The organism is Streptococcus sp. Marseille-P7376, assembly GCF_902460385.1.
Classification (GTDB): domain Bacteria; phylum Bacillota; class Bacilli; order Lactobacillales; family Streptococcaceae; genus Streptococcus; species Streptococcus sinensis.
On sequence record NZ_CABPTS010000016.1, the window covers coordinates 1 to 26,139 of the forward strand.

A 26,139-nucleotide genomic window follows, 5' to 3' on the forward strand; every position below is an offset into this window, starting at 1 on the left:
AATCTAGAATGATGATATTTTTGTCTTTAATTTCGAGTAGGTTTGTGATAAAATTTAATTGTTCCATAAGATTCTTTCTAATGATGGTTTCGTTGCTTTTCATTATAGGTCTTATGGGACTTTTTTTCTACAACAAAATAGGCTCCATAATCCCTGCGGTGGATTTACCCACTACAGAAATTATAGAGCCTTTTTTTGATAGAAGGGTAACGGAAGATTGTCCATTTGCGGATTGGAGTCAAAGAGTTACAGGCCGGTAAAATATTTTGCTAGTAGAGATTGGCTCCTTTAGCTGATGAGTTTGAATTTAATATGTCTCAAGCTGTTCCTTTTGCAGAGCTAAGAACAGCGTTCGCAGGGACTTTTGGCTCAGTCAGGGGACAAGTCTGAAGTCAATCATCTTGCTTTTAATGTGGCTAGTAGAACACAACTAGATGCTTTTACAGGCTGGTCTGCCAGCAGGTACATAAGACAAGGGGGTACCAGGCATTCCTGAGCATTAGCATCAGCCATATTACGCAGCCTTTATCCTAGATCCGAATGGAAATGATGTAGAGGCAGTTTGTCATGCTAAAGATTAGATGGATTCGTTTCCATCTTTTTTATTTGGGAAAAGCCTTGAAATATTTCTGAAAAGGAGTAAACTGTACATAGAAAGTTTTGGAGGTTCTGCATGAAGTTATATGTCCAGTTGATGATTATTTTCTCGATTTCCATCATCGGAGAGGGGATATCAAGTGTCTTCCATCTTCCCATTCCTGGCAGTATTATAGGATTGATCTTGCTTTTTCTTTCTCTGCAATTTAAGCTGTTGCGGCTCCGACATGTCAGTATGGTTGGCAACTTTCTGTTAGCCAATATGACCATTCTTTTTCTGCCTCCGGCTGTAGGGATTATGGATAAGTTTCATGTGATTGCCCCTTATCTGCTGCCGATTATCTTGATTATCCTCGGAGCTATTGTCTTAAATGTGGTCGTCATTGCACTTGTTGTACAATTCATCAAGCAGCATTTTGAAGGCGATTATGAGGAAGGAGGGGTGGACCATGTCTAATCTATGGAGTAACCCGCTATTTGGCCTTGCCTTGTCCATTTTTGCCTACCTCATTGGGATGCTGATTTTCCGTAGATTTCCTCATCCTTTGACAACACCTCTCCTTTTAGCAGCGATTTTGGTCATTGCTTTCTTGAAATTAACAGGTATTTCTTATAAGGACTACTATGTCGGTGGAGCCTATTTAAACAACTTAATCGTTCCATCAACGGTTGCTTTGGGAATTCCGCTTTATAAGACCTTCCACTTGATGAAGCACCACGCTCGCAGTATCCTGCTAGGTACCTTTGTGGCTGTAGTGGTCAATACGACTTTTACGGCTCTGCTTGCGAAATTCTTTGGGATGGACTTCTTTTTAGCGATTTCCCTATTTCCAAAATCTGTCACGACAGCGATGGCAGTGGGCATTACTGATAAAATGCAGGGCTTGACAACCGTCACTCTGGTTGTTGTTGTGGCAACAGGTATTTTGACAAGTGTCATGGGGCCGACTATTCTTAAACTACTAAAAATTAAGGATCCAGTAGCGATTGGCCTAGCTCTAGGTGGTACGGGTCACGCAGTTGGTACCGGAACAGCTTTTAAATATGGGCGAGTTGCAGGAGCTATGGCCGGCCTTGCAATCGGAGTGACAGGAATTATGTATGTGATTGTCAGTCCAATCGTCGCAGCCATCATTTTAAAATAAGAAAAAAACATGGAGCAGTCTTTCTTGTGAAATCTTGCTTCATGTTTTTCATTTTATCTTAGTTCATGGCTGCTAGTAGGGCATCTGCTTGGGCAGACAGCTCATCAAGCTTGTCTTCTGCGATAGTCAGTTGACCAGTTCCCCAAGCTTCTGGATTGATACCGACACCAGTAAATTGGTCTACCACATTCATGCGAATAAATGGAAGCAGGCTGCGGTAGTGTTTGAAGACTTCATCAGGTGAAGTGCCATTAGCAACGGATGAAACGGTCACAAGCTTGGCATTGAGGGCAGAAGGGCCGGTTGGGTCTGACAAATCAAGAGCGCGTGAAGTCCAGTCGAGCAAGTTTTTCACAACGCCTGGGATAGCCCAGTTGTAGACAGGTGAGAAGATCCAGATAGCATCGGCTGCAAGGATTTCTTCACGAACCTTAGCAACGGCTGCTGGTGCTGGGACTTCGAGGTCTTGGTTAAAGAATGGAACATCCTTGTAGTCCAGATAGGAAACCTCAGCCGTACCAGCCAGAGCCTTTTCTGCTTGTGCTGCCAACTGATGATTGAATGAACCTTGACGAAGTGAGCCGATAATAAATAATACTTTAGACATAGATGAGTCTCCTTGTAAATGATTCAAATCAAGAGGATGAACTCTTGTTACAATCTATGTTACAACAATTATCACTAGTTAGCAATAATTTAGCTCAGCTTTTTGAAAGTTTTTAGAATCCGTACCAAATCTTCTTTGTCGTTTTTGGAGAGGAGGGCAGTCATGTGTCGGATATTGGCGATGTGTTCTGGTAGGACGATCTCGATTTTTTTCTGACCTTGCTCGGTGAGTTGGATGAGAAAGGAACGGCGGTCATTGGGATCGTAGCTGCGACTAATCCAACCATCTCTTTCCATGTTTTTGATGACGACCGTCATATTGCCCGAAGTAGTCAGCATGCTGTCAATCAAATCTTGAATCCGCAATTTTCCTTTGCTATATAAGGTTTCCAAAACGGAAAATTGGGTCGGAGTCAAGTTGTGTTTTTTAAAAATTTGAGCTTCGATATTACGGATGGTTCGCTCAGCCTTATGGAGCACGATAATTGTCTTGAGGTCAAGTAGAGTCTCGTTGTCTAGGTTTTCAGTTATTCTCATAGGCTCATTTTATCAATAAGGAGTAATAAATGCAAATGTGATAAAAGTCCTAGAAAAATCAGGCTATTTGTAGTATAATGATTCAGTGAAACATAAAATTAAAGAAAAGGCTGAATTTCCTATTCGGCAGTATGCTATCGGGCTTTTTCTTGTCCTAACGGCGCTTGTTTTTTCATTTTTTACAGTTTTGCATCTTGCTATGGAACCGAGGCGGTCAGCGATGGAGGGATCTATAAAAGTCGCTAAGGAATATGCGGACTTGGAAACGCTAACTAGTTTTTCTATTTACAATGGCAAAGAGTCCTACTATAGCTTGCTTGGAAAAAATAGTAAAAAAGTGGAAGAAGCCGTTCTGATTTCCCAAGATTCTAACAAAATTTATGTGTATCAATTGCAAGATGGGATTAGTCAGGCGGAGGCGGAGAAGCTGGCCAAGGATAATGGAGCGACCTCTATTGATAAGACCACTTTTGGTTACTTAGACGGCCAGCCTGTTTGGGAAATTAAGTCTGGAACCAGCTATTACAATATCGGATTTGAGAGCAAAAGTTTGCTCAGCAAGGAGGGACTATGAAACTATCCAATCGTGTTTTAAATATGGAAGAAAGTGTGACCTTGGCAGCCGCCGCACGGGCTAAAGCTTTAAAGGCTGAAGGCAGGGACATCCTTTCTTTGACCTTGGGAGAGCCAGATTTTCCAACTCCTAAAAATATCCAACAGGCAGCGATTGCAGCGATTGAAGATGGCAGAGCGAGTTTTTATACGGTCGCAAGCGGTCTTCCTGAGCTGAAAGCAGCAATTGTAAAGTATTTTGCCAAATACTATGGCTATGAGATTCAGCCAAATCAAGTGACAGTAGCAACGGGCGCCAAATTCTCCCTCTATACTTTCTTTATGAGTGTGATTGATCCAGATGATGAAGTCATCATTCCAACTCCTTATTGGGTCAGCTATGCCGATCAGATTTTGATGGCTGAAGGAAAGCCTGTTTTTGCTCAAGCGACAGAGGAAAACAACTTTAAGGTGACAGTTGCCCAGCTGGAAGCCGTCCGCACTGAGAAGACCAAGGTCTTGGTTCTGAACTCGCCGTCCAATCCGACTGGTATGATTTATACAGCAGAAGAGCTGCTAGCTATCGGAAACTGGTCTGTTGAGCATGACATCCTGATCTTAGCTGACGATATTTATGGTCGTTTAGTCTATAATGGTAATAAATTTACGCCGATTTCCAGTCTGTCAGAGGAGATCCGCAAGCAAACAGTCGTTATCAACGGTGTCTCTAAAAGCTACTCTATGACGGGCTGGCGGATTGGCTATGCTGTAGGTGAGCCTGAGATTATCTCAGCCATGAGCAAGGTTGCAGGGCAAACGACTTCTAATCCGACAGCTGTAGCTCAATATGCGGCAATTGAAGCATTGACGGGCAGTCAGGATACGGTCGAAAATATGAGATTGGCCTTTGAAGAACGCCTGAATACCATTTACCCCTTGCTGGCTCAAGTGCCTGGCTTTGAAGTAGTTAAGCCTCAGGGAGCCTTCTATCTCTTCCCGAATGTTAAAAAAGCGATGGAAATGAAAGGCTATACCGATGTGACAGCCTTTACCACAGCGATTTTAGAAGAAGTAGGTGTGGCTCTAGTGACAGGAGACGGATTTGGTGCGCCAGAAAATGTCCGCCTTAGCTATGCGACTGACATGGATACCCTAAAAGAAGCGGTTCAACGTCTCAAGGATTTTATGGAGAAGTAGGAATGATCGATCATTTTACCCTTAAGGTAAAGAATTTAGAAGTTTCTAAAGCTTTCTATCAAGCCACTTTAACTCCTTTAAATTATCACCTTCGATTTGATACGGGACAGGTCGTTAGTTTCACAGAACCGCGAGATGCGGATCCAGGTGGTGATTTTTGGCTAAATGTTGGTCAACAAGAGCCGATGCATTTTGCCTTTAGTGCTCAAACTTGTCAAGAAGTAGATGCTTTCTATCAAGCAGCTTTGGCTGCTGGAGGAAAGGATAATGGTGCACCTGGCGAACGTAAAAATTACCATGTGGGATACTATGCGGCCTTTGTGATAGACCCAGACGGGAACAACATTGAGGCTGTTTATCATAAAAAATAAAATAGAAAAGAGAGAACACGTGTCGAAAAAGTATGTAACGATTATTGATGTAAAAAATCATGTTGGTGAAGAAGTAACGATTGGTGCTTGGGTAGCCAACAAGTCAGGAAAAGGGAAAATTGCTTTCTTGCAGTTGCGCGACGGTTCTGCCTTTTTCCAAGGTGTAGCCTTCAAGCCTAACTTCATTGAAAAATTTGGTGAAGAAGAAGGATTGGAAAAGTTTGATATTATCAAACGCTTGAGCCAAGAAACTTCTGTTTATGTGACAGGTATTGTCAAGGAAGACGAGCGTTCAAAATTTGGCTACGAGCTGGATATTACAGACATCGAAGTAATTGGTGAGTCAAATGACTATCCCATTACACCAAAAGAACACGGGACTGACTTCCTCATGGACAACCGTCACTTGTGGCTGCGTTCTCGTAAGCAGGTGGCAATGATGCAAATCCGCAATGCCATTATCTATGCTACTTATGAATTCTTTGACAAGAATGGCTTTATGAAGTTTGACAGCCCAATCTTGTCAGGAAATGCAGCAGAAGACTCAACTGAGCTCTTTGAAACAGACTACTTCGGAACACCAGCATACTTGAGCCAATCTGGTCAGCTTTATCTGGAAGCAGGTGCCATGGCTCTTGGTCGTGTCTTTGACTTTGGTCCTGTATTCCGTGCCGAAAAATCAAAAACCCGTCGTCATTTGACGGAGTTCTGGATGATGGATGCAGAGTATTCATACTTGACGCATGATGAGTCACTTGACTTGCAAGAAGCTTATGTTAAAGCCTTGATTCAAGGTGTTCTTGACCGTGCTCCTCAAGCTTTGGAAACGCTGGAACGTGATGTAGAACTTTTGAAACGCTATATTGCAGAGCCTTTCAAGCGTGTTAGCTATGATGAAGCGATTGACCTCTTGCAAGCCCATGAAAATGATGAGGATGCTGACTATGAGCATCTGGAACATGGAGATGACTTCGGTTCACCGCATGAAACATGGATTTCAAACCACTTCGGTGTACCAACCTTTGTCGTGAATTATCCAGCAGCTATCAAGGCTTTCTACATGAAACCAGTTCCTGGAAATCCAGATCGCGTGCTTTGTGCAGACTTGCTTGCACCAGAAGGCTATGGCGAAATCATCGGTGGTTCTATGCGTGAGGAAGACTACGATGCTCTTGTTGCTAAAATGAATGACCTTGGTATGGATACGACAGAATATGAATTCTACCTTGATCTTCGTAAGTATGGAACAGTTCCGCACGGTGGCTTCGGTATCGGTATCGAGCGTATGGTAACCTTTGTAGCAGGGACCAAGCATATCCGTGAAGCCATCCCATTCCCACGTATGTTACACCGTATTAAACCGTAAAACGAATCAAACGCCCATGTGGCGTTTGTTCAACAGTAAACTATGAAATAATCCAAATACAGAATTTTAGAGAAAGAAGAGGTAGGAGTCATGTAACCAGCAGATTAACAAGTGATAAAGAATAAAAGTAAAAAAAAACACTTGTTAAAGGAGAAAATATGTTTAAAAGAAGTTATCGGAAAAATATCGGTCTTATGGCCGGAGTTGAATTTTTTGCCTTTCTAGGCATTACTAGTTTTTGGATTTTATTTCTAAGTCAAAATGGCATGTCCCTTTGGCAGATTGGCCTTTTGGAAAGTATCTTTCATGCGACTAGCGTCATTTGTGAAATTCCTTCTGGGATGTTGGCGGATCGCTTTTCCTACAAGACCAATCTGTATCTGAGCCGGATAGCTGGGATTGTGTCTTCGATTCTTATGTTAGCTGGGCAGGGCAATTTTTGGATTTATGCACTGGCTATGGTGATTAGTGCTTGGTCCTATAATTTTGATTCGGGAACAAGCGCTGCTATGATCTATGATTCATCTGTGGAGGCTGGACTCAAGGAACGTTACTTATCCATCTCCAGTTTTATATCTGGAGTGGCTGAAGCGACCCGGTCTTTGGGAACGGTCTGGGCTGGATTTTTTGTCCATGGACAATTGCATCTGACCTACTATATCATGATTGGCACCTCTATCATCGTTCTTTTCTTGACTTGGATGTTGAAGGAGCCAAGTGTCAAAGCAGAGAAAGCAGAACGTCTGACCATGAAAAAGATTATCTGGGCTGTCAAAGAGGAATTGCAAAGAAATCCCAGTCTATTTACCTGGATGATTCTTTCCCAAATCATCGGAACACTGATGTGTATGTTTTATTTTTATTATCAAAATCAATTACCTGACTTAAAAGGTTGGCAGATCTCGGCAGTCATGCTGCTTGGCAGTACTTTGAATATCTTAGCGGTCTATCTGGCGAGTGTGATTGGAAAGAAATATTCTGCCTTAAAACTCTTTCCTTCAGTAGTTCTTCTAACTGGAGTGACTTACCTGCTGTCCTACTTTGGCACGCCAATCATCTATATCTTGATTTATCTAATCAGCAACGCCTTGTATGCTCTTTTCCAGCCGATTTTTGACAACGATTTACAAAAGCAGCTGCCAAGTGAAGTACGGGCGACCATGCTTAGTGTCTATTCTATGATGTTCAGCCTGAGTATGATTGTCATCTTCCCTGTGACGGGCTGGTTGATCGATCACTTTGGTTTCGATTGGACTTTTATAGTTTTGGGCGGCTTCTTATTTGCTGTAACTCCATTTTTGCATATGGGGCTAAAGAAAATAAGCCAGAGCTTACAAGAAGTCTAATATCAATGTTCTCTTTCTGATATTCAGAAGGAGAATATTTTTTACCCTTTGAAAATTATGGTAAAATAAATACAGTTTAATGGAGAAGTAGGCGGTATGAAAGATTTATTGAAATATTTCAAGGGCTATATCAGGGAATCTTTGCTCGGGCCCTTGTTCAAGCTTTTGGAGGCCAGTTTTGAACTGTTGGTTCCGATTTTGATTGCGGGGATTGTGGATGAGACTATTCCTAGACACGACAGCTCCCATCTCCACTGGATGGTTTTTCTTTTGATGGGTTTGGCTGCGCTGGGCGTGGTGGTAGCAGTAGTGGCCCAATATTATTCGTCAAAGGCAGCAGTGGGCTTCACCCGCCAGATGACAAGTGACCTCTATCAAAAGATTCTGCGCTTGCCCAAGGCTAGTCGGGATGAGCTGACGACTTCTAGCTTGGTGACTCGGCTGACCAGCGACACCTATCAGATCCAGACGGGAATCAATCAATTTCTTCGTCTCTTTTTGCGGGCGCCTATCATCGTTTTTGGCTCTATCATCATGGCCCTTACTATCAGTCCGGTTATTACTTTGTGGTTCTTGCTCATGGTGGCGGTGTTGACGGCTATTATCGTCCTTATGTCTCGTCTGATGAATCCTCTCTATGCCAAAATTCGCCAGCTGACAGATCAGCTAGTCAATCTGACGCGTGAGCAGCTGCAGGGCATGCGGGTTATACGAGCTTTCGGTCAGACCCAGCGCGAGGTTCAGACCTTTCGCAATCGCAATGAGCTCTACAAAACCTGGCAAATTAGGACGGGAGCTCTTGCTAGTCTGATTAGCCCTCTGACCTTTCTTACGGTCAATGGTACTCTGATTGCTGTGATTTGGCAGGGAAATGCTTTTATCGGCAATGGTTTACTGACCCAGGGGATGCTAGTGGCCTTGGTTAATTATTTATTACAGATTTTGGTGGAATTGCTCAAGCTGGCTATGCTGGTCAACTCACTCAATCAAAGCTATATCAGTGCAGGTCGTATCAGTCAGGTTTTTGAACAGAAAGAAGAAGATATCCTGCAGGAATTAGTGCAGGAAACAGCTCTGCCGAATCAAGCTATTAAAGTTCAGCAGGTCAGCTTTTCTTATCCAAATGCAGCTAGTCCAGCCCTGACTGGTCTGACTTTTGATTTGAAAAGCGGTCAGACTTTGGGGGTTATTGGCGGGACAGGATCTGGTAAATCTACCCTGGTTCAGCTGCTGGCTCATCTTTATTCTGTGGCTGCTGGTCAGTTGACCATCTTTTCCCAAGGACGCAGTCCTAAAAATCTCAGAGAATGGCGGTCTTGGATTAGTCTGGTGCCTCAGAAAGCGGAGCTTTTTCAGGGAACTGTTCGCTCCAATCTGACTTTAGGATTGTCAACCAAGCCAACAGATGCAGACTTGTGGCAGGCTATAGAGATTACTCAGGCGGCGGACTTTGTCTCTCAGAAGGAAGGTGGCTTGGATGCGACTGTAGAGGCCTTTGGTCGGAATTTTTCTGGCGGTCAGCGTCAGCGTTTAACCATTGCCAGAGCTGTCTTGCGGAGGACACCTTTCTTGGTTTTAGATGATGCGACCTCAGCTCTGGACTATCTGACAGAGGCTAGACTCTTGCAGGCTATTAAGAATGAATTGACTGAGACTAGTCTGGTCTTGATCTCTCAGCGGACCAATAGCTTGCGCTCAGCGGATCAAATTTTAGTCCTAGACAAGGGAGAACAGGTGGCTCTTGGTCGCCACGAGGAACTCTTAACTAGCTCTGCCATTTACCGAGAAATCCATCACTCACAGCATAGTCAAGGAGAGGAGGGCAAGCATGAAGCATAAGACATCACCTAGCAGCTTGAGGCGTTTGATTCGCGATTTGCTGCAGGCGCGCTGGCTCTTTCTCCTAGCTAGTCTGGGAACGGTGGCTCAAGTGGCTCTGACTGTTCTTCTTCCAGTTTTAATCGGGAATGCGGTAGATAGTGTTCTTCTCCCTCAAGCGGAGCAGCATGTGATGCCGATTTTGGGTCAGATGCTGTTGGTTATCTTAGCCAATACGCTGATTCAATGGCTCAATCCCTTGCTCTATAATCAGCTGGTTTATCGCTATAGCCAGCAGCTCCGTCAAGACGTTATCAAGAAAGTACACTATCTGCCTTTGGCTTATCTGGATCGGCAGGGAACTGGCGACTTGGTTAGTCGGGTGACGACGGACTTGGAGCAACTCAGCAATGGCCTACTTATGGTTTTTAATCAATTTTTTGTGGGTTTGCTGACAATTTTAGTGACTATCATTAGCATGGCCAGATTGGACTTCTTTCTCCTGCTTTTGGTCTTGCTTTTGACGCCCCTTTCTCTCTTCTTAGCGCGTTTTATTGCTAGAAAGAGTTTTAGCTTTTTCCAACGGCAGACGCAGGCTAGAGGGGCACAGACCCAGCTGATTGAGGAAAGTCTGACCCAGGAAAGTCTGATACAGGCTTTTAATGCTCAGGAGCAGTTTGATACAGCTTTTACTCGCAGCAATCAAACTTATGCGGACTATTCTCAGGCGGCTATTTTCTATTCATCAACGGTCAATCCTTCGACTCGTTTTATCAATGCCCTGATTTATGCTTTGATTGTAGGCTTTGGGGCTGTCCGAATCATTCAGGGAACAGGCTTTACGGTTGGGCAACTGGTAACCTTTCTCAACTATGTCAACCAGTACACCAAGCCTTTCAATGATATATCGTCAGTCATGTCGGAATTGCAGAGCGCTTTGGCTTGCGCGGAGCGGATTTACAGCATTTTAGACCAAGAGGAAATAGCAGAGTCTGGTCAGGAAATCCTCCAGTCTGAAGATGTCAAAGGACAGATTAACTTTGAGCATGTGGCTTTTGGCTATGAGCCTGGAAAAGAGCTGATTCAGGATTTGAATATAAGGATTCCAGCAGCTAGCAAGGTCGCAATTGTCGGGCCAACTGGTGCGGGCAAGTCTACTTTAATCAATCTCCTCATGCGCTTTTACAATGTTGATAGTGGCCTTATTTCTTTAGACGGTACTCCCATCACGCATTACACCAGAGCCTCTTATCGTCAGCAGTTCGGTATGGTACTGCAAGAGACTTGGCTCAAAACGGCGACCATTCATGACAACATAGCTTTTGGCCGGCCAGATGCTAGCCGAGAAGAGGTCATTGCAGCTGCCAAGGCGGCCAATGCTCATTTCTTTATCCAGCAACTGCCTCAGGGGTATGACACCTACCTGGCGGATGCAGGGGACTCCTTGTCTCAAGGTCAGCGGCAGCTCTTGACCATTGCGCGCGTTTTCCTCGCTGTTCCTAAAATCCTAATCTTAGATGAGGCAACCTCCTCCATTGATACCCGGACAGAAGTTTTGATTCAGGAGGCTTTCAGTAAGCTTATGGTGGGACGGACTAGCTTTATCATCGCCCATCGCCTGTCCACAATTCAAAATGCTGACATCATTCTTGTCATGGTAGATGGTGATATCGTCGAACATGGGAATCATCAGGAGCTCATGACAGCCAGAGGTATTTATTACCAAATGCAGACGGCGCAAAGTACGATTAATAGTTGATTTTGAAAAATTCAATTAACCTTTTCAGATGAAGACTGTAAATATCTTTCAGATAGCTGATCTTTGTAAGATTTTTAAAGGCTATAAGATAATTTCTTTGTATAGGAAAGTAAGACGAATCATTAATAAGAATTGGAGAGTCAAATAACCGACCTATTTAATAATAGGCCGGTTATATTTATAAAAGATAAATTTAGTTTACTACTTGTTTTGAATCGCTTCTTTTACTTGGGCAATGGTGACAGATTGCGCGTCTCTATAAACGACTTTGTTGCCTGTAGTATCAAGAATTTCTCCGACTAGAGGTTCGCTAGTATCTGCAGATTTAACAGAAAACCCGCCACCCATGTTTTCAGGATAGGCAATGATAGTATCCTGGTCTGAAAATTGATTTAATGTTTCCAAGAGAGTAGGATCTTTAGAAGCTTGTTTTACCATTATCTCTAGAGTTGGTGGTTTCGCTTGGATATCCTCGCCTTTATCATTTGCAGATATAATATTGCTCCCGATAAGGACAGAAGAAATTAGTGTAACGATAAAAGCACATGTAGTGAATTTCTTGAGCATGCTGAGTCTCCTTATCTGTTTTCTATGATGTATCGAGTCGTAGTTATTAGTGTAGTGTAAAATACGAAAAGATATATCGGTTAGTTCTGACGCATTAAGCCAGAGAGATATAGTTTCCTAATTTTTTCCTTTCTATCTCTAGTTAAGCGATAGTCCTTCCATTAATATTGTACTTCTTTTTTTTTGAAATGCAAGGAAAGAAACTTAAATAAATAAGTGATTCTAAAAATAATATAAAAGTCATTTAATCATAGATTTTAGTTCAAGGATAGGTTTAGTTCCACCTCTTCCAACCCAGCCTCCGTCAGTCGGTAAATCTTCTGGCAGACTTCTTTGAGAAAGATCCGATCGTGGGAGACAGCGATAATGGCGCCGGGATAGCTGGCCAATAGTTGGCGAACCTGGGGCTGAGAGATGGGAGAAAAGTTGCGGGTTGGCTCGTCCAGAAGGAGGACATTGGGACGGTCTAGGACTAGTTTGAGCAGGAGGAGCTTGGCTTTCTGACCTCCGGAAAGCTGCCCAATCGGGTGACGGGCCTCGTCGCGCGTGAACTGGAGACTGGCTAGATGCGTCAGGATTTTCTCTTCCTGAGCCTTGTCGCCAGAGGGAGCCAGAAAGTCCAAAGGACTGCTCACATCAGTCAGCAAGTCTCCATAATGCTGGGGCATGTAGCCTACCCTCAGATCTGCCCGCTCACGCAGAATCTTCCATATTTCCTTAAGTAGAGTAGATTTTCCTGCGCCATTAGCACCAATCAGTCCAATTTTTTCCTGACCGCAGACTTCCAGAGTCAGGTTCTGCGCCAGTTGTCGTCCGTCTACTTCCAGTTTTATGCCTTCTAATTTTAGGATTCTTTTGGTCAATGGCAGAGCTTCTATGTTTGAGAAGTGAAGGCTGATGGCATCTTCCTGTGTCGGGATTTCGGTCATTTCAGCACCTGCCTTTTCGAATCGTTTGCCCTGCGAAAGAACGTTTTTCATCTTCTTAGCCACCAGTCGACCTGCAGTAGCGTCATGGGTGTTTCGTAAAGTATGCTCCACACTCTGCTTAACCCGTCGGTGTTTTTCCATAGTTTTGGCGTGTTCTTCCCGCTCTTTCCGTGCCAGTTGCCCCTGTTTTTCAAAGGCCTCCTGACGCTGATGGCGGTAATTTTCATAGTCCAGACTCTTGACGCTGGTTCTAGCCTCCTGTTTCTTTTTGATTCGCTCCAGATGAACAATCTTGGTCGCAGCTTGAGCGAGAAAGTGCTCGTCGTGAGAGACGAAAAGGACCGTTCTCTGGCTGTGGCTGATAAAGTTTTCCAGCCAAGTCAGAGTTTCGATATCAAGGTCATTAGAGGGCTCGTCAAGAAAGAGAATGTCCCAATCACTGGCTAGTTTCTTGATAAGCTGAACTTTAAGCTTTTCTCCTCCAGATAAGCTAGAGAGCTGCTGATGACTGGCAAAACGCTGGCTGTCAAAGTTGAGCTCGCTAGCATAGCGGTAGAGCTTGGCATAGTCCAGCTCGGTTTCAAAATCAGCAAAGAAATAGTCATTGATCGTCAGTTGGGCATCCTCTGAAGGCAGTTGCTGGGGCAGATAAACAGCAGCAGTATAGGACTTATCAATCTGTCCGCTGTAGCTGACATAGGAACTGACCAGTCGCTCGTCTAACAGGAGCTTGAGCAGGGTGGACTTGCCATTACCCTCCTCACCGATAATGCCGACCTTGTCTCCTTGATTGACTGTCAGTGACAAATCTTTGACTAACTCCTTCAAGTCTTTTAGGTGAGTGATGGTTAGATTTCTTATTTGTAGCATAGATATCTCCTTTATTTTTTAAAACAAAATACAGCCCTGCTTTATTTAGCAGAGCCGTTTTGATCGCACAAAGAAGACACAGGAGTGTCCAAGTAGGGGCATTCGTTTGTAGACTTCCATCTTACACTGTCATAGGAGCGACAGGATTGATCTAAATATAAGCCATAGGAGCTTGAAAGCACAAAAAAACGAAAGTCCCGCGGATATGCAGAAACATGACAAAATCTACTAAATAAAGTTTCCTTTAAAAAATAGACTTAATTTTTCATGTCTCCGTGTACCTCCGAAATCGTTCTATCTTTAGTCTAGCAAAAAGGGCAATATAAGTCAATAAAAATCCTGAAAAACACTTTCAGGATTTGTCACATTTATACATTGAGCACCTTGTCCAAGAAGTCCTTGAGACGTGGATGCTGAGGGTTATCGAAGATTTGATCTGGTTTGCCGTCTTCTAGAAATTCACCGTCAGCGGTAAAGATGACGCGATTAGCGACCTGACGGGCAAAGCCCATTTCGTGAGTCACAATCAGCATGGTCATGCCCTGCTGAGCCAGATCTTTCATAACGTTGAGAACGTCGCCAACCATTTCAGGGTCAAGGGCAGAAGTCGGCTCGTCAAAGAGCATAATGTCCGGGTTCATAGCCAATCCTCGAGCGATAGCCACCCGCTGTTTTTGTCCCCCTGACAAGCTGTCAGGTTTGGCATCAGCCTTGTCCGCCAAGCCTACCTTTTCCAAGAGCTCCATACCAAGTTTATTTGCCTCAGCTTGGCTCATTCGCTTGTGCTCAACTGGTGCAAAGGTGATATTTTGCAGAACAGTCATGTGTGGGAAGAGGTTGAAGTGCTGGAAGACCATTCCGATATCTTCACGCACATGATCCACATTCGTAGTCTTATCTGTCAAATCATAACCGTTAACAGTAATGGTTCCGCTGGTTACTTCTTCAAGCAGGTTCAGGCTGCGTAGGAAAGTTGATTTACCCGAGCCAGAAGGACCGATGATACAGACAACATCTCCCTCGTAGAACTTAGCACTAATCCCTTTCAGGACTTCATTTTCCCCATAGTATTTATGTAAATCGTTGACATCAATTTTTAATTTTGCCATTACTTAATCCTCTTTTCTAAGCGTTTTGCCAAGCGAGTCAAGAGTGTGATGATGACCAAGTAAAGCACTGCTAGGATGGCATACATCTTGAAGCTCTGATAGTTACGGGCAATGATGATTTTACCTGTTTGGAAGAGCTCAACAAGTCCGATAGCCGACACGATAGTTGTATCTTTGAGGGCGATAACGAACTGGTTGACAAAGTTTGGCAGCATAATTTTGGTTGCTTGAGGCAGGATAATCTTGCGCATGGTCTTTCCATACGAAATCCCTAGACTTCGGCTAGCTTCCATCTGTCCAGCTGGAACAGCTTGAATCCCTCCGCGAACAATCTCAGCGATATAGGCACCGGCATTGAGTGACAGGGCAATCGTCCCTGCGACAAAGTCGTTAATTGGACTTTGCTGACCAGTCATAGACTCAAGGAAGTTTGGAATTCCCCAGAAAATGAAGGCTGCCAGAATCATGAGTGGGATACCACGAATAACATCGACAAAAATTTCTGAAATAATGCGAAGCGCTTTGATTGGGCTGACGCTAAACATCCCAAAGATAATCCCGATGACCATGGCAATTGCAAAAGAAAGAAGTGCCAGAGCGATAGTGACACCCAGACCGCTCAAAAGTTGTTTGTAATTGTTTTGGAGTAGTCCCCAGATGGTTGTTTCGTCAACGGTCGTAGAATCATCTTTGTCAGCTGATAGATATTTATCAAGGATTTCTTGGTATTTACCATTCGCTTTCAGATTGGCCAGACCGTTATTGAACATTTCGATAAGCTCAGAATTGGTTCCTTTTTTCACTGCAAAAGCAACTTCACCACTAGGAGTTCCTTTAATTGGCGTTTTCATTTTCTTGCCTTGGTTGATGGCATATTTGACAACGGGCTCATCGTCCATAATGGCAGCGACAGAGCCAGAGTTCAGACTATCATACATCGAAGAACCGTCTGAAAAAGTTTTGATTTTATAGCCGTATTTGCTTTGATTTTCGACGAGGAAGGTTTGAGAGGCTGTACCATTTTTGACTCCAACGGTCTTTCCTTTCAAGTCGTCATAAGAGCTAATAGTGCTTGATTCTGTCACAGCAAGAATGGAGTTAGCTGTGTAGTAAGGATCAGAGAAATCAAAGGTCTCTTTACGAGCATCTGTCACAGACATTCCGGCAATCATCCCGTCAGTTTGGCCAGATTGAACAGCATTGATGGCAGCATCAAAGCCAGGGTTAGAAATTTCAAGTGTAAAACCTTGGTCTTCAGCAATGGCTTTAATCAAGTCCATGTCAATACCAGTGTAATGGTTGCTATCATTTTGGAAAACGAAAGGAGCAAATGATGAGTCACTGGAAATCGTATATTTAGCTTTGACTGGGGTGGCTTTTTGTCCAGATTTGGTTGTTGTTTCTGGCACTGCAGAGTTTGACGAACTGTTTGAGGCAGAAGTCCATTTGCTGATGATGTCTTTCAATGTCCCATCTTTTTTCATTTGAGCCAATGCTTCGTTGAACTCAGTCACTAGGTATTCGTATTTGCTGCCTTTTTTGACACCAAATGCAAAGCTACCAACAGCCTCACCCTTCATTGAAATTTTCAAATCTTGACCTTGGCTGATTGCGTATTCAATAACGGGTTGGTCATCCATGACTGCGTCAACCGCTCCAGCTGACAGACTATTATACATGAGATCACCCGTATCAAATGTTTTGATCGTAAAACCATACTTATCTTTGATTTTCTCAAGAAAACGCTGGGCAGCTGTACCGTTTTTGACTCCGACTGTTTTTCCTTGGAGTTGATCATAGGATTTTATTGTATTAGCCTTGGTCGTTGCAATGACAACTTTTGTGTCATAATATGTATCAGACATGGTAAAGACTTTTTCGCGTTCAGCAGTCTTGGTCATACCTGCCATAATGACGTCGGCCTGTCCCGCTTGGACCGCATTAACAGCAGCATCAAAGCCAGGGAAGGACATATTGATATCCCATCCTTTGATTTCAGCGACCTTATTGATAATGTCTACATCAATTCCTTTGTATGTTTGGTCGGAATCTTTAAATTCAAAAGGCGCATAAGCCGTGTCAGATACGATTTTGATTGTATCTGCATGAATTGTTGTCCCTAATACAAAGATAGGGAATAATGCTAGCAGAAAAGCTATGAGTTTTTTCTTCATACTTTCTCTCCTTTGGTAGAATATTGTCTGATTATATCAGAAAAATTTGAGAAAGGCAAATATTTTTTGAATTCCATGTTATATTTTCTAACACATATCAAAAATAGTGCCAATGTTAAGCGCTGTTTTACTTTGCTTGGATAATATGCTAGAATTGAGACACACTTGTAGATTTGAAGGAAATTTATATGAAGGAAATTAAAAGTGATATTTTGATTGCCCAACAAATAGCGACTGTTTTGAAAACTGGGGGAGAAGCACTCGCCATTGTTGTAGGTGCTTATAAAGATGAGCAAACTAAACTTTTAGGAAATGATTCTGCACATCATGCAATAGATCTTTCTCAAAGCAAAGCTAAGGATATTTCTGTTGCTATTCAATCAGTTTGCACCAATATCCAAAGCGTTGCAGAGGAATTTCAAGCTGTGGATGAGGCCAGTGTCGGTAGATTTCAGCTGATGGAGAGCTTAAACCGTGAATAAGGAGCAGAAGCTCAATGAGCTGAGAAAAGAGGAAGCACGGCTGTTTCGACAGGAGGAAAGCCTGCTGGAGGAAAAAAGGTTGCTGGAGAATCAAATAGAGGATTTTGAAAGGTATTGTTCAGATGCACAAACTCAGCTCTGGGATTCTTTCGAGACCTATCCTTCTTCCAGAATCTTTTTTGAGCAGTTGCAGTCAGTGGCATTCTATGAGTCACGTATGATTTCTGAAAGCTTCTTAGATGATTTGGATAAAGTGAATCTTCAAAAGTGGAAGTTAGAAGATGATTTAAATGATTTCTATCACGAGGGTATCAGAATCAACCAAATGGAGGATGAAGAAGATGGGAATTGAAGTTTATTGCGGAAGTTTAGATGCCCAGGCCGAGAGTACAACAAATATGACTAAAAACCAGTTGGAGTGCTATAAAGAATTGGGGAAGGCTCTGGAACAAGCGGAGAATTCTGCATCCTCCTTATCTGGTAAAGCTTATGATTCTTTTAGAGCTTTTATCAGCGATGTCATTGTCCCTTTAAAGGAAGCAGGAATAGCCTTATCTGAAGCGACTCAGATAGATGTGCAGTCTCTTCCAAAGGAGTATCGTACACAAGTTGCGGATGAGGATTTGCAAGAGGATAAACTGGTAGAGGATATTCAGCGTTATGATCAGCTTCTTGCAGCTAATCTAGATTTGCTAGATGCCATTGTGACAAGTAAGTCCACTAGTCCGGGTAGTTTTCAACGGCTACAGGGACTGCAGAAACTGAACGACACCTATACTGCAGCTCGAAAAGAGCTTCAGGAAAAGTTGGATAAACTCAGAGCTTTTAATGCTAGTTCTCCTGAAATATTTGGAGATATTGCTGCTTTGGCGCAAGCGATTGATACTGGTGTGGGGCAGCTAGCTAGCTCTTGGGATGCTAATACAGGGACCTATAGTATTCCTGCGGATTTATCGTGGACGACAGTAGCGGGAGAACTAAAAGAAAATCGTGATTTTGCTAAGAAATATCAGATTGAGCGACCATACAATCTGTCATGGAAGGAATACAACTCTTATATCACAGTCTTACGTCAGCAGACTGAACAGTTACAGAAGGATGATGGCTGGGATGACGCCGCGGTAAAAAGTTATGTCACTCAGGTTAAATCAAGCACAGCAAAACTTCAGACGGGCCAAGAGTTCTACAATAAACGTGACGAACTCTATGCTCAGACCAAGGAAGTGGGCTCAGATGTCTATACGACTGTGTATGTAGCGAGTGAACTGGATTCCAGACAGAAGTTAAAGTTAGTACTTAAGCATTTAGGGGCTGAAGTAGATGAACATAATTTCATGCATTTAACTAGTGCTACTCATAAATTTTCTGATAAAATGGCGCCTCATGGAGATTTTTTGATGTATTTTAGAAAAGATGTAATTTTGACTTTTAAGGATAAATCGCTGAAGGACGATAAATCTGGGTTAGGTCAGCAGATTCACCTTTTCCGCTATTATCTGGATCGTCAAGCAATTTACTATATTCGAAATAACTATGAGGGAGCTAGCGATTATGAAAAACTTTTGACGTATGGCGAAGAGCAAGGTATTACCTTTGATTATACAACGGGAGCTAACTATCACAATCGTTATGATAAAGATACAGATGTTTTTAGACGTCCTTACAATATGAAAGTTCAAGTTCCTAAAGAAAACACAGTTCGTTCAAAAAAAGATTTAAATAATGCTCGGATGGTCGAATTTATTGTGAATCTCGAAACAGGAGAATTTGAGACTCAGTGGGATGCCTATGATCAGCATAAATTGCCTGATGGTAGATACGATTCCAATCCAGAACATTATATTCATGATGAATTGCATGAAATTGCTAACACGGAATCCTTTAACTACGGTCCATCAAAAGGGAATAATGACGCAGTCAAAGGAATTTATGCCGGTCAACATAATAGATTGGATGTTACACAGCCGGCAGACTCTGAACTCAGGCAAAAAGCCAAGAATATCTTCAAATCTGAAGGAGATTTGGGTAAAAAGGGCGGCCAGTATGCAGATATTGTAAAAGGAGGAGGACACAAAGATTATGAAGCTTGGCGAGAAAGAACAAAGAGCATGTCCGAAGATGAAAAAGTGGCAGAGTATGATAAATATAAAGAGTATGCGAATAAGCTTGGTGCTACTCCTGGTTATAGCGATTATTCTAATAGTAAGGACTATGGTTGGGACCACTAATAATAATGCTCGAGAAGTTCTTGAACAGAAACGCTTTGTATTAGTTCAAAATCCCAAGTTTATAAAAAGTAAAGGTGATCATTATGGCAAAGGCTTTGATCTATATGATAAAAAATATTTTAATCCTAATCAGGCTGCTATAAAAGATAATTCTATTTACGGAGGAGCTAATAACAGTAATGCAACAGAATTTTTTATAAGAATGAAAAACTTTGAGTTCTCTTCGGCACTCTTAAATTCGAATTTTGCAACTGATGAAATAAAAAAATCAAACTATCAAATTACTCGCTCACCTGAATCGCTGGTGAATAAATCCTTATTAAAAGAAAAATATCCACCCGAATTTGAGTTACAATACTTCTACAGGGAAGAAGATCAGTTTTCAAAGGTGCGCATCACATACAACAAAGAATTTCTGCCAACCAAGATAGAATGGTATTACAAAGGCGAGGAAGGGCTTAAGTGGTACACTTGGCGGACTTATTCTTATCCCTTCAAGAATAAGGCAGAGTTTGATAAACGATTAGACGAAGAAATAGCCAACATTGAAGAGATTGCTAGAGAAAACGAAGGGGATTGATAGGTTTTTCTATTTTTTCATACCAAAGAATCAATGAAGAATAAGATGAAGAGGATTAGATAATTGAAACTTGGCAAGAAAAATGAAGATCATGTTTGATTGCGTTTGTTCAAAAAACCAAGTTTATAAAAAACAGAGGTGAGGATTGTGGCAAGGGCTTTGATTTATAGGATAAAAATTTTCAAATCCTAATCAGGCAGCTATAAAAGATGCTTCTCTTTTTGACTCTTCTACAATAATATATATGATAATTTAAAAAAGGAAGGAACATGTTTATGTTTAAATCGCGTATGTTGGACAATATTAAACTGTCTCGCTATATACCGGCCATTTGGTTGGCAGTTTTACTTGCGATCGGTTTTGTCTATTTAGGAGAAATAATTGCATTGGCTGGAATGATTCCGGTCGGGCTGATCATCGGGATCTTGCTTGGTCTTGCAAATCCAGCAGCTGATCGGACGGCAGTTATGGAAGTGGTCGGACATTATGGTATCTTTTTTCAGCTGGGTAGTTTTTTCTTTATTGGTCTAGTTGTTTTTTTCTGGGTCAAGTTTGGAGAAAAGAGACCTTTTTCCAGTCTGGGCTTCTTTAAGAGAGGATGGCTGAAAGAGCTGGGCAGAGGCTTCCTGATTGGGGCAGCACAGTTTTCGCTCGTCGTCGCTTTGCTATTGCTAACGGGTACGGGAAGCCTAGAATGGTCACAGCTTAGCTTAGAACCATTTCTCTTTATCCTTGCTTTGATTCCTTTTTGGATCCTTCAAGGGGGAGCGGAGGAGTTGGTTACTCGTGGCTGGCTCTTTCCAGCAGTTAGCGCTAAGTCAAATATCTTCATTGGTATCTTGATTTCTAGTGCTCTATTCGGGGCATTGCACCTTTTTAATCCTGGTGTGACAGTCCTTTCCATTGTTAATATTGTTTTGGATGGTATCTTTGCTTGTTTCCTTATGCTCAAGTATGACAACATGTGGGTATTGGCTGGCATGCATGGAGCTTGGAACTTTGTCCAAGGAAATATCTATGGCATCCAGGTCAGTGGTCAAGGAGCTATTGCCTCTGTCTTCAACTACACTTCCCAATCTTCTATGGACTGGCTTTCTGGCGGTGCCTTTGGCGCAGAAGGCTCTGTTATTACCAGTATCGTTTTGATTGGCTGCATTGTCTATCTTTACTGGTCACTGAAAAAAGAAAATCGCCTGCCTCAGGCACTAATGTTTAAAAAATAAAAATTTCGCTCAGTTAAGTAAGCTGGGCGTTTTTTATGCTGATTATCGAGATGAATGGCAATAGGTAATTTATAGTAGAGAAGCGGATTCCTAAGCTAGAGCCAAATCCAGAGAAAATAGGGCAAATATGGTAAAATGATAGAAGCAAAAGTTGAGGAATAAAAGATGATTAACAGAATAACAGATAATAAATTTGAATTGGTTTCCAAGTATGAGCCTTCAGGTGACCAGCCTCAGGCTATCGAACAGCTGGTGGACAATATCGAGGGGGGCGAGAAGGCCCAGATTCTCATGGGGGCGACTGGTACTGGTAAGACCTATACCATGAGTCAGGTTATCGCTCAGGTCAACAAGCCAACTTTGGTTATTGCCCATAATAAAACGCTGGCCGGCCAGCTTTATGGAGAGTTCAAGGAGTTCTTCCCTAATAACGCGGTGGAATACTTCGTTTCCTACTATGATTACTACCAGCCTGAGGCCTATGTGCCTTCCAGCGATACTTATATCGAAAAGGATAGCTCGGTCAATGACGAGATTGATAAGCTCCGTCACTCAGCGACTTCTGCCCTCTTGGAGCGCAATGACGTAATTGTCGTGGCTTCGGTCTCTTGTATCTACGGTCTGGGTTCGCCCAAGGAATACTCTGACAGTGTGGTTAGCCTGCGTCCAGGCCTTGAAATTTCCCGTGACAAGCTCCTTAATGACCTAGTAGATATCCAGTTTGAGCGCAATGACATTGACTTTCAGCGGGGGAAATTCCGCGTTCGTGGTGATGTGGTGGAGATTTTCCCTGCTTCTCGGGATGAGCATGCCTTTCGGGTGGAGTTTTTCGGAGACGAGATTGACCGGATTCGTGAGGTTGAAGCCTTGACAGGCCGAGTCTTGGGTGAGGTGGACCATTTGGCCATCTTCCCGGCCACTCACTTCGTGACCAATGAAGACCACATGGAAGTAGCCATTGCCAAGATTCAGGCGGAGCTGGAGGAGCAGCTAGCTATCTTTGAGAAGGAAGGCAAGCTTCTGGAAGCCCAGCGCTTGAAGCAGCGCACGGAGTACGATATCGAAATGCTGCGCGAAATGGGCTATACGAATGGTGTTGAAAACTACTCACGCCACATGGATGGTCGAAGCGAAGGAGAGCCTCCTTATACCCTTCTGGACTTTTTCCCTGATGACTTCTTGATTATGATTGATGAGAGTCACATGACCATGGGACAGATTCGCGGTATGTACAATGGTGACCGCTCTCGTAAGGAGATGCTGGTTAATTATGGTTTCCGCCTGCCATCTGCCTTGGACAACCGTCCGCTGCGCCGAGAAGAATTTGAAAGCCATGTTCACCAGATTATCTATGTATCGGCTACGCCGGGTGACTATGAAAATGAACAGACGGACACTGTTATTGAGCAGATTATCCGGCCGACTGGGCTTCTGGATCCAGAGGTGGAAGTCCGCCCAACCATGGGGCAGATTGATGATCTCTTAGGTGAAATCAATGCCCGTGTTGAAAAGAATGAACGTACCTTTATCACAACCCTGACCAAGAAGATGGCGGAAGACCTGACCGACTATTTCAAGGAAATGGGTGTCAAGGTCAAGTACATGCACTCAGACATCAAGACCTTGGAACGGACTGAGATTATCCGCGACTTGCGCTTGGGTGTCTTTGACGTTCTGGTTGGGATTAACCTGCTGCGCGAGGGAATCGACGTGCCTGAGGTTAGTCTGGTAGCAATCCTTGATGCGGATAAGGAAGGTTTCCTCCGCAATGAACGTGGTCTGATCCAAACCATCGGACGGGCAGCTCGAAACAGCGAGGGGCATGTGATCATGTATGCGGACGCAATGACCCAGTCCATGCAGCGAGCTATCGATGAAACGGCCCGCCGTCGGGCAATCCAGATGGCATATAATGAAGAGCATGGCATTGTACCGCAGACCATCAAGAAAGAAATCCGTGACCTAATCAGTGTGACCAAGGCTGCCCTGCCAGACAAGGAAGAAACTGTCGAAATCGAAAGCCTCAACAAACAAGAACGCAAGGACATGATGAAGAAACTGGAAGGCCAAATGCAAGAAGCTGCTGGACTTCTGGACTTCGAACTGGCGGCGCAGATTCGAGATATGATTTTGGAAATAAAGGCGATGGATTAGGTTTTAGAAGGAGATAAAATGGAAGAGTTAAATTATTTTACAGGTAGATTTAGTAAATTTGAATTAGTGAATCATTTTGATTCCTTGGATGAAAAAGAACTGGAGTATGAACTTGGAAACTTTATAAATCAATATTTAGAATTATCTGAAAAAGAACAATTAAAATATGTTGAATATGTTCTTGATATTTGCGAGGAATTTGAAACACAAATTGATAAATCTACAGAAAAAAAGTTACTAGAGTTTTTCAATAGGTTCTTTGTAAGTCATTTTTTAAAAGTTTCAAATTTTGCAATTAGATCATATTTAGATATTTTATGTTCTTACATTCTAAGAGCACATGATTATGAAGATTATGCAATATTCATTGATAATAATAGTTTCTTTTTATACTTATGTCATAAAGTAACTACGGAGAATATTAAAGAAGTTGACACGAACCCTAGCGTTATCTATGATCTGTTATCGGTTTTTTCTTGTGTGTTTATATTTACAAGATTTGATAATGCAAAAACAGTAAATTTAAAAAAGAACTTACAAGAGTTTATTGACGTTGTATATAAAAATTTTGATTTTGAATTATTTAATTACGCTGATTTTGAATTATTTAATTACGCTGATTTTTTCTATTTTTTATTAGATGAGTTTGTATCTATTTTTAAAATTGAGCATCTCGAAACAATTAGTGGTCATTATATCAACGATCCTCAATCTGTTCTTGCTGGGAAATATTTGGATTTTGTGTTAAGACACTTTGATGACATAATTACAAATTCGATTGATGTTGTTCGAAAGATAGCAGAAGAAAATGATTCGGATATCATCCGCAACCAAGCTATTAAGTTAATTGAGAAGTATGATAATGATTATTTAAATGAGAAAAGTGATTCAGAATTTATCCTGTCATTGGAACCTAATCAACTTTTAGAGCAAGCAGATAAGATTATATACTATATACGTTCTAAATTGACTGTTGATGCAAATGAGTTGAAAGAAATTGGTTCCTTTGGACATTATACTAAGATTGATACTCTAACAAATTTCCTCATAAAAGCTGACTGGAAGAATGACAATGATTCTAAAGTGAAATCTCCCTATTTACGGCTAACTAATCTTAAACAGCTAAATGACCCGATGGAAGGAAGAGTAATATATGATTATTTGGGTATAGATAATATTTTTTTCCAAAAATATCAAACTTCTAATGTCTTTATATCTTCTCTAACCACGGTATCTGATAGTTTGCCTATGTGGAAGGAGTATGCAGATTCATCTCAAGGGGCTTTTCTGGAATATGATCTGTCTTATCTTGAAGGAATAGTTGCTCATAAATCTATAGAGTTTGTTAAAGTTCATTATTTAGATTTAATGTCAGAGAATAAAGACGAAACAGAGGTTGGTAAATCTCTTGATAATTTGAAACAGATATTTGAAAAATTGCAGGAGTTTAAAGCGGAAAAAGAATTAATAGATTTTGCTGAGAAATTAAAAAAGATTTCGTATCTGTTTAAAGTAAAAGATTATGAATATGAGATGGAGTATCGTATTCTAATCAACCTAGATGATACTTCTGTAAAAAAACTTATTGGAAATCATTATAAAAGATTAGATAAAGATAAGGATAAGGATTTATTAAATGATAAGTACTTGAAGAAAGAAGAAATTGGGTTAGAAATTTTTGATAAAGTTAACTATAATGATTTTAGGAAGTATATCGTATTAAGCCCAAAAGATAATGGTAGATATGATTTATTTGTATACATCAATCTGGCTCCTTTGAAATATTCGAAGGTTATCCTAGGTCCAAAGGTTACGGATGCAGACTATATTGCTCCTTATCTCAAACTTGCTAATCCTGATATAGAGATAGAAAGCTCGAAAATTCCTTATCGTTAGAGAAAATAACTGTTTTTAAAACATACAAACAAGGAGCACACATGCGTTATACACTTTTACTCCGCGGCATTAATGTCGGCGGGAAAAACAAGGTCGTCATGGCCGATTTGAAGAAAGATTTGGCTGGGTTGGGTTTTGAAAATCCAGTTTCCTACATCAATAGTGGCAATCTTTTCTTTGATAGCGAAGAGCAGGAGGAGAGGATTCGGGATATTTTGACGGCTTATTTCAGTCGGTCTTATGATTTTCCTTTGCCTTTCGTCCTTGTCAGCTCTGTCATGCTTGAAAAAGAAACAGCCAATCTGCCTACTTGGTGGCAGGATGAAACAGCCTTTCGGCGAGATGTTCTCTTTTATCTACCAGAAGTAGACAGGGAAAGTGTTCAAGAGTTAGCAGGCAGTTGGGCGAATGACAAGGAGCAGCTACATTTTGGGCAAATAGCTTTCTTTTATAGCAATGCTGATCAAGCGGACTATCTCAAGTCCAACTACCATAAGAAACTGCTCAAGTCCAGTTTCTACAAGCAGCTGACTATCCGAAACGGTAAGACCTTCCAGAAGATTGTGGAGTTGGTTCATGAGAACAAAAAATAAACTATTTAAGAGTTAATACATAAGCTTTTCTTTGATGATG

The 26,139-nt window shown here is 42.0% G+C and carries 23 protein-coding genes; 17 read left to right on the plus strand and 6 right to left on the minus strand.

From position 1 onward, the window contains the following. The first annotated feature begins 673 nt into the window (after nucleotides 1-673). Both FZ952_RS08150 and FZ952_RS08155 read left to right on the plus strand, forming a co-directional pair. Nucleotides 674-1,054, plus strand: a complete 381-nt coding sequence (locus tag FZ952_RS08150; protein WP_148881294.1) for a CidA/LrgA family protein — start codon at nucleotides 674-676, stop codon at nucleotides 1,052-1,054. Next, nucleotides 1,047-1,742 (plus strand): LrgB family protein, encoded by a 696-nt coding sequence (locus FZ952_RS08155; protein ID WP_148881295.1) that lies wholly within the window; start codon nucleotides 1,047-1,049, stop codon nucleotides 1,740-1,742. Before FZ952_RS08150 ends, FZ952_RS08155 begins: the two co-directional genes overlap by 8 nt. Before the next feature lie 58 nt (nucleotides 1,743-1,800). On the opposite strand, the gene FZ952_RS08160 is transcribed toward FZ952_RS08155, so the two are convergent. Further along, nucleotides 1,801-2,349, minus strand: a complete 549-nt coding sequence (locus tag FZ952_RS08160; RefSeq protein WP_037618603.1) for an NADPH-dependent FMN reductase — start codon at nucleotides 2,347-2,349, stop codon at nucleotides 1,801-1,803. A gap of 89 nt (nucleotides 2,350-2,438) precedes the next feature. Next, entirely contained in the window at nucleotides 2,439-2,885 is a 447-nt protein-coding gene (locus FZ952_RS08165; RefSeq protein WP_148881296.1) for a MarR family winged helix-turn-helix transcriptional regulator, read from the minus strand. Nucleotides 2,886-2,970: 85 nt separating this feature from the next. Here FZ952_RS08165 and FZ952_RS08170 point away from each other — a divergent pair, with 85 nt between their 5' ends. From FZ952_RS08170 to FZ952_RS08200, 7 genes are all read left to right on the plus strand, one after another. Then, nucleotides 2,971-3,459 (plus strand): DUF5590 domain-containing protein, encoded by a 489-nt coding sequence (locus FZ952_RS08170; protein ID WP_148881297.1) that lies wholly within the window; start codon nucleotides 2,971-2,973, stop codon nucleotides 3,457-3,459. Beyond that, nucleotides 3,456-4,634 carry a pyridoxal phosphate-dependent aminotransferase gene (locus FZ952_RS08175; protein ID WP_148881298.1) on the plus strand — a complete coding sequence of 393 codons (1,179 nt, stop codon included), beginning with the start codon at nucleotides 3,456-3,458 and terminating at the stop codon, nucleotides 4,632-4,634. The genes FZ952_RS08170 and FZ952_RS08175 overlap by 4 nt, the downstream gene beginning before the upstream one ends. 2 nt (nucleotides 4,635-4,636) lie before the next feature. Next, nucleotides 4,637-5,005 (plus strand): VOC family protein, encoded by a 369-nt coding sequence (locus FZ952_RS08180; protein WP_148881299.1) that lies wholly within the window; start codon nucleotides 4,637-4,639, stop codon nucleotides 5,003-5,005. A gap of 19 nt (nucleotides 5,006-5,024) precedes the next feature. Further along, entirely contained in the window at nucleotides 5,025-6,371 is a 1,347-nt protein-coding gene (asnS, locus tag FZ952_RS08185; protein WP_062198683.1) for an asparagine--tRNA ligase, read from the plus strand. A 158-nt stretch (nucleotides 6,372-6,529) separates the two neighbouring features. Next, nucleotides 6,530-7,717 (plus strand): MFS transporter, encoded by a 1,188-nt coding sequence (locus FZ952_RS08190; RefSeq protein WP_148881300.1) that lies wholly within the window; start codon nucleotides 6,530-6,532, stop codon nucleotides 7,715-7,717. 96 nt (nucleotides 7,718-7,813) lie between these two features. After that, complete coding sequence (locus tag FZ952_RS08195) at nucleotides 7,814-9,556, plus strand: ABC transporter ATP-binding protein (RefSeq protein WP_148881301.1); 1,743 nt, start codon at nucleotides 7,814-7,816, stop codon at nucleotides 9,554-9,556. After that, nucleotides 9,546-11,294, plus strand: coding sequence for an ABC transporter ATP-binding protein (locus FZ952_RS08200; RefSeq protein ID WP_148881302.1), 1,749 nt, complete (start codon nucleotides 9,546-9,548; stop codon nucleotides 11,292-11,294). Before FZ952_RS08195 ends, FZ952_RS08200 begins: the two co-directional genes overlap by 11 nt. A gap of 201 nt (nucleotides 11,295-11,495) precedes the next feature. Here FZ952_RS08200 and FZ952_RS08205 read toward each other — a convergent pair whose 3' ends face one another. The 4 genes from FZ952_RS08205 to FZ952_RS08220 all read right to left on the minus strand — a co-directional run bounded on the left by FZ952_RS08205 (nucleotide 11,496) and on the right by FZ952_RS08220 (nucleotide 16,943). Beyond that, the gene (locus FZ952_RS08205) at nucleotides 11,496-11,861 is read right to left on the minus strand and encodes a hypothetical protein (RefSeq protein ID WP_148881303.1); all 366 of its coding nucleotides are present in this window, start codon (nucleotides 11,859-11,861) and stop codon (nucleotides 11,496-11,498) included. Between the two features lie 257 nt (nucleotides 11,862-12,118). Beyond that, nucleotides 12,119-13,660, minus strand: a complete 1,542-nt coding sequence (locus FZ952_RS08210; protein WP_148881304.1) for an ATP-binding cassette domain-containing protein — start codon at nucleotides 13,658-13,660, stop codon at nucleotides 12,119-12,121. Nucleotides 13,661-14,028: 368 nt separating this feature from the next. Further along, nucleotides 14,029-14,769 carry an amino acid ABC transporter ATP-binding protein gene (locus tag FZ952_RS08215; protein WP_148881305.1) on the minus strand — a complete coding sequence of 247 codons (741 nt, stop codon included), beginning with the start codon at nucleotides 14,767-14,769 and terminating at the stop codon, nucleotides 14,029-14,031. Then, nucleotides 14,769-16,943: an ABC transporter substrate-binding protein/permease gene (locus FZ952_RS08220; protein ID WP_148881306.1), complete on the minus strand. Its 2,175-nt coding sequence runs from the start codon at nucleotides 16,941-16,943 to the stop codon at nucleotides 14,769-14,771. The genes FZ952_RS08215 and FZ952_RS08220 overlap by 1 nt, the downstream gene beginning before the upstream one ends. A gap of 188 nt (nucleotides 16,944-17,131) precedes the next feature. Here FZ952_RS08220 and FZ952_RS08225 point away from each other — a divergent pair, with 188 nt between their 5' ends. From FZ952_RS08225 to FZ952_RS08260, 8 genes are all read left to right on the plus strand, one after another. Continuing rightward, entirely contained in the window at nucleotides 17,132-17,425 is a 294-nt protein-coding gene (locus FZ952_RS08225; RefSeq protein ID WP_148881307.1) for a TIGR04197 family type VII secretion effector, read from the plus strand. Further along, nucleotides 17,418-17,777: a flagellar hook-associated protein gene (locus FZ952_RS08230; RefSeq protein WP_148881308.1), complete on the plus strand. Its 360-nt coding sequence runs from the start codon at nucleotides 17,418-17,420 to the stop codon at nucleotides 17,775-17,777. Before FZ952_RS08225 ends, FZ952_RS08230 begins: the two co-directional genes overlap by 8 nt. Next, nucleotides 17,767-19,653, plus strand: a complete 1,887-nt coding sequence (locus FZ952_RS08235; RefSeq protein ID WP_148881309.1) for a DUF3114 domain-containing protein — start codon at nucleotides 17,767-17,769, stop codon at nucleotides 19,651-19,653. Before FZ952_RS08230 ends, FZ952_RS08235 begins: the two co-directional genes overlap by 11 nt. Further along, nucleotides 19,637-20,233 (plus strand): hypothetical protein, encoded by a 597-nt coding sequence (locus tag FZ952_RS08240; RefSeq protein WP_148881310.1) that lies wholly within the window; start codon nucleotides 19,637-19,639, stop codon nucleotides 20,231-20,233. Before FZ952_RS08235 ends, FZ952_RS08240 begins: the two co-directional genes overlap by 17 nt. 275 nt (nucleotides 20,234-20,508) lie before the next feature. Further along, entirely contained in the window at nucleotides 20,509-21,456 is a 948-nt protein-coding gene (locus FZ952_RS08245) for a CPBP family intramembrane glutamic endopeptidase (protein WP_148881311.1), read from the plus strand. Nucleotides 21,457-21,621: 165 nt separating this feature from the next. After that, nucleotides 21,622-23,610 carry an excinuclease ABC subunit UvrB gene (uvrB, locus tag FZ952_RS08250; protein WP_148881312.1) on the plus strand — a complete coding sequence of 663 codons (1,989 nt, stop codon included), beginning with the start codon at nucleotides 21,622-21,624 and terminating at the stop codon, nucleotides 23,608-23,610. Nucleotides 23,611-23,628: 18 nt separating this feature from the next. Next, nucleotides 23,629-25,506 carry a DUF2971 domain-containing protein gene (locus FZ952_RS08255; protein WP_148881313.1) on the plus strand — a complete coding sequence of 626 codons (1,878 nt, stop codon included), beginning with the start codon at nucleotides 23,629-23,631 and terminating at the stop codon, nucleotides 25,504-25,506. Between the two features lie 41 nt (nucleotides 25,507-25,547). Beyond that, nucleotides 25,548-26,099 carry a DUF1697 domain-containing protein gene (locus FZ952_RS08260; protein WP_148881314.1) on the plus strand — a complete coding sequence of 184 codons (552 nt, stop codon included), beginning with the start codon at nucleotides 25,548-25,550 and terminating at the stop codon, nucleotides 26,097-26,099. Nucleotides 26,100-26,139 lie beyond the last annotated feature (40 nt).

Excerpts from the sequence above, each read along its gene's own strand:
- FZ952_RS08180 (WP_148881299.1), top strand. The coding sequence starts at position 4,637 with ATGATCGATCATTTTACCCTTAAGGTAAAGAATTTAGAAGTTTCTAAA.
- FZ952_RS08240 (WP_148881310.1), top strand. The coding sequence starts at position 19,637 with ATGGTTGGGACCACTAATAATAATGCTCGAGAAGTTCTTGAACAGAAA.
- FZ952_RS08205 (WP_148881303.1), bottom strand. The coding sequence starts at position 11,861 with ATGCTCAAGAAATTCACTACATGTGCTTTTATCGTTACACTAATTTCT.
- uvrB (WP_148881312.1), top strand. The coding sequence starts at position 21,622 with ATGATTAACAGAATAACAGATAATAAATTTGAATTGGTTTCCAAGTAT.
- FZ952_RS08255 (WP_148881313.1), top strand. The coding sequence starts at position 23,629 with ATGGAAGAGTTAAATTATTTTACAGGTAGATTTAGTAAATTTGAATTA.
- FZ952_RS08260 (WP_148881314.1), top strand. The coding sequence starts at position 25,548 with ATGCGTTATACACTTTTACTCCGCGGCATTAATGTCGGCGGGAAAAAC.
- FZ952_RS08155 (WP_148881295.1), top strand. The coding sequence starts at position 1,047 with ATGTCTAATCTATGGAGTAACCCGCTATTTGGCCTTGCCTTGTCCATT.
- FZ952_RS08235 (WP_148881309.1), top strand. The coding sequence starts at position 17,767 with ATGGGAATTGAAGTTTATTGCGGAAGTTTAGATGCCCAGGCCGAGAGT.
- FZ952_RS08200 (WP_148881302.1), top strand. The coding sequence starts at position 9,546 with ATGAAGCATAAGACATCACCTAGCAGCTTGAGGCGTTTGATTCGCGAT.
- FZ952_RS08175 (WP_148881298.1), top strand. The coding sequence starts at position 3,456 with ATGAAACTATCCAATCGTGTTTTAAATATGGAAGAAAGTGTGACCTTG.
- FZ952_RS08210 (WP_148881304.1), bottom strand. The coding sequence starts at position 13,660 with ATGCTACAAATAAGAAATCTAACCATCACTCACCTAAAAGACTTGAAG.
- FZ952_RS08220 (WP_148881306.1), bottom strand. The coding sequence starts at position 16,943 with ATGAAGAAAAAACTCATAGCTTTTCTGCTAGCATTATTCCCTATCTTT.
- FZ952_RS08215 (WP_148881305.1), bottom strand. The coding sequence starts at position 14,769 with ATGGCAAAATTAAAAATTGATGTCAACGATTTACATAAATACTATGGG.
- FZ952_RS08160 (WP_037618603.1), bottom strand. The coding sequence starts at position 2,349 with ATGTCTAAAGTATTATTTATTATCGGCTCACTTCGTCAAGGTTCATTC.
- FZ952_RS08165 (WP_148881296.1), bottom strand. The coding sequence starts at position 2,885 with ATGAGAATAACTGAAAACCTAGACAACGAGACTCTACTTGACCTCAAG.
- FZ952_RS08190 (WP_148881300.1), top strand. The coding sequence starts at position 6,530 with ATGTTTAAAAGAAGTTATCGGAAAAATATCGGTCTTATGGCCGGAGTT.
- FZ952_RS08150 (WP_148881294.1), top strand. The coding sequence starts at position 674 with ATGAAGTTATATGTCCAGTTGATGATTATTTTCTCGATTTCCATCATC.
- FZ952_RS08195 (WP_148881301.1), top strand. The coding sequence starts at position 7,814 with ATGAAAGATTTATTGAAATATTTCAAGGGCTATATCAGGGAATCTTTG.
- FZ952_RS08245 (WP_148881311.1), top strand. The coding sequence starts at position 20,509 with ATGTTTAAATCGCGTATGTTGGACAATATTAAACTGTCTCGCTATATA.
- FZ952_RS08225 (WP_148881307.1), top strand. The coding sequence starts at position 17,132 with ATGAAGGAAATTAAAAGTGATATTTTGATTGCCCAACAAATAGCGACT.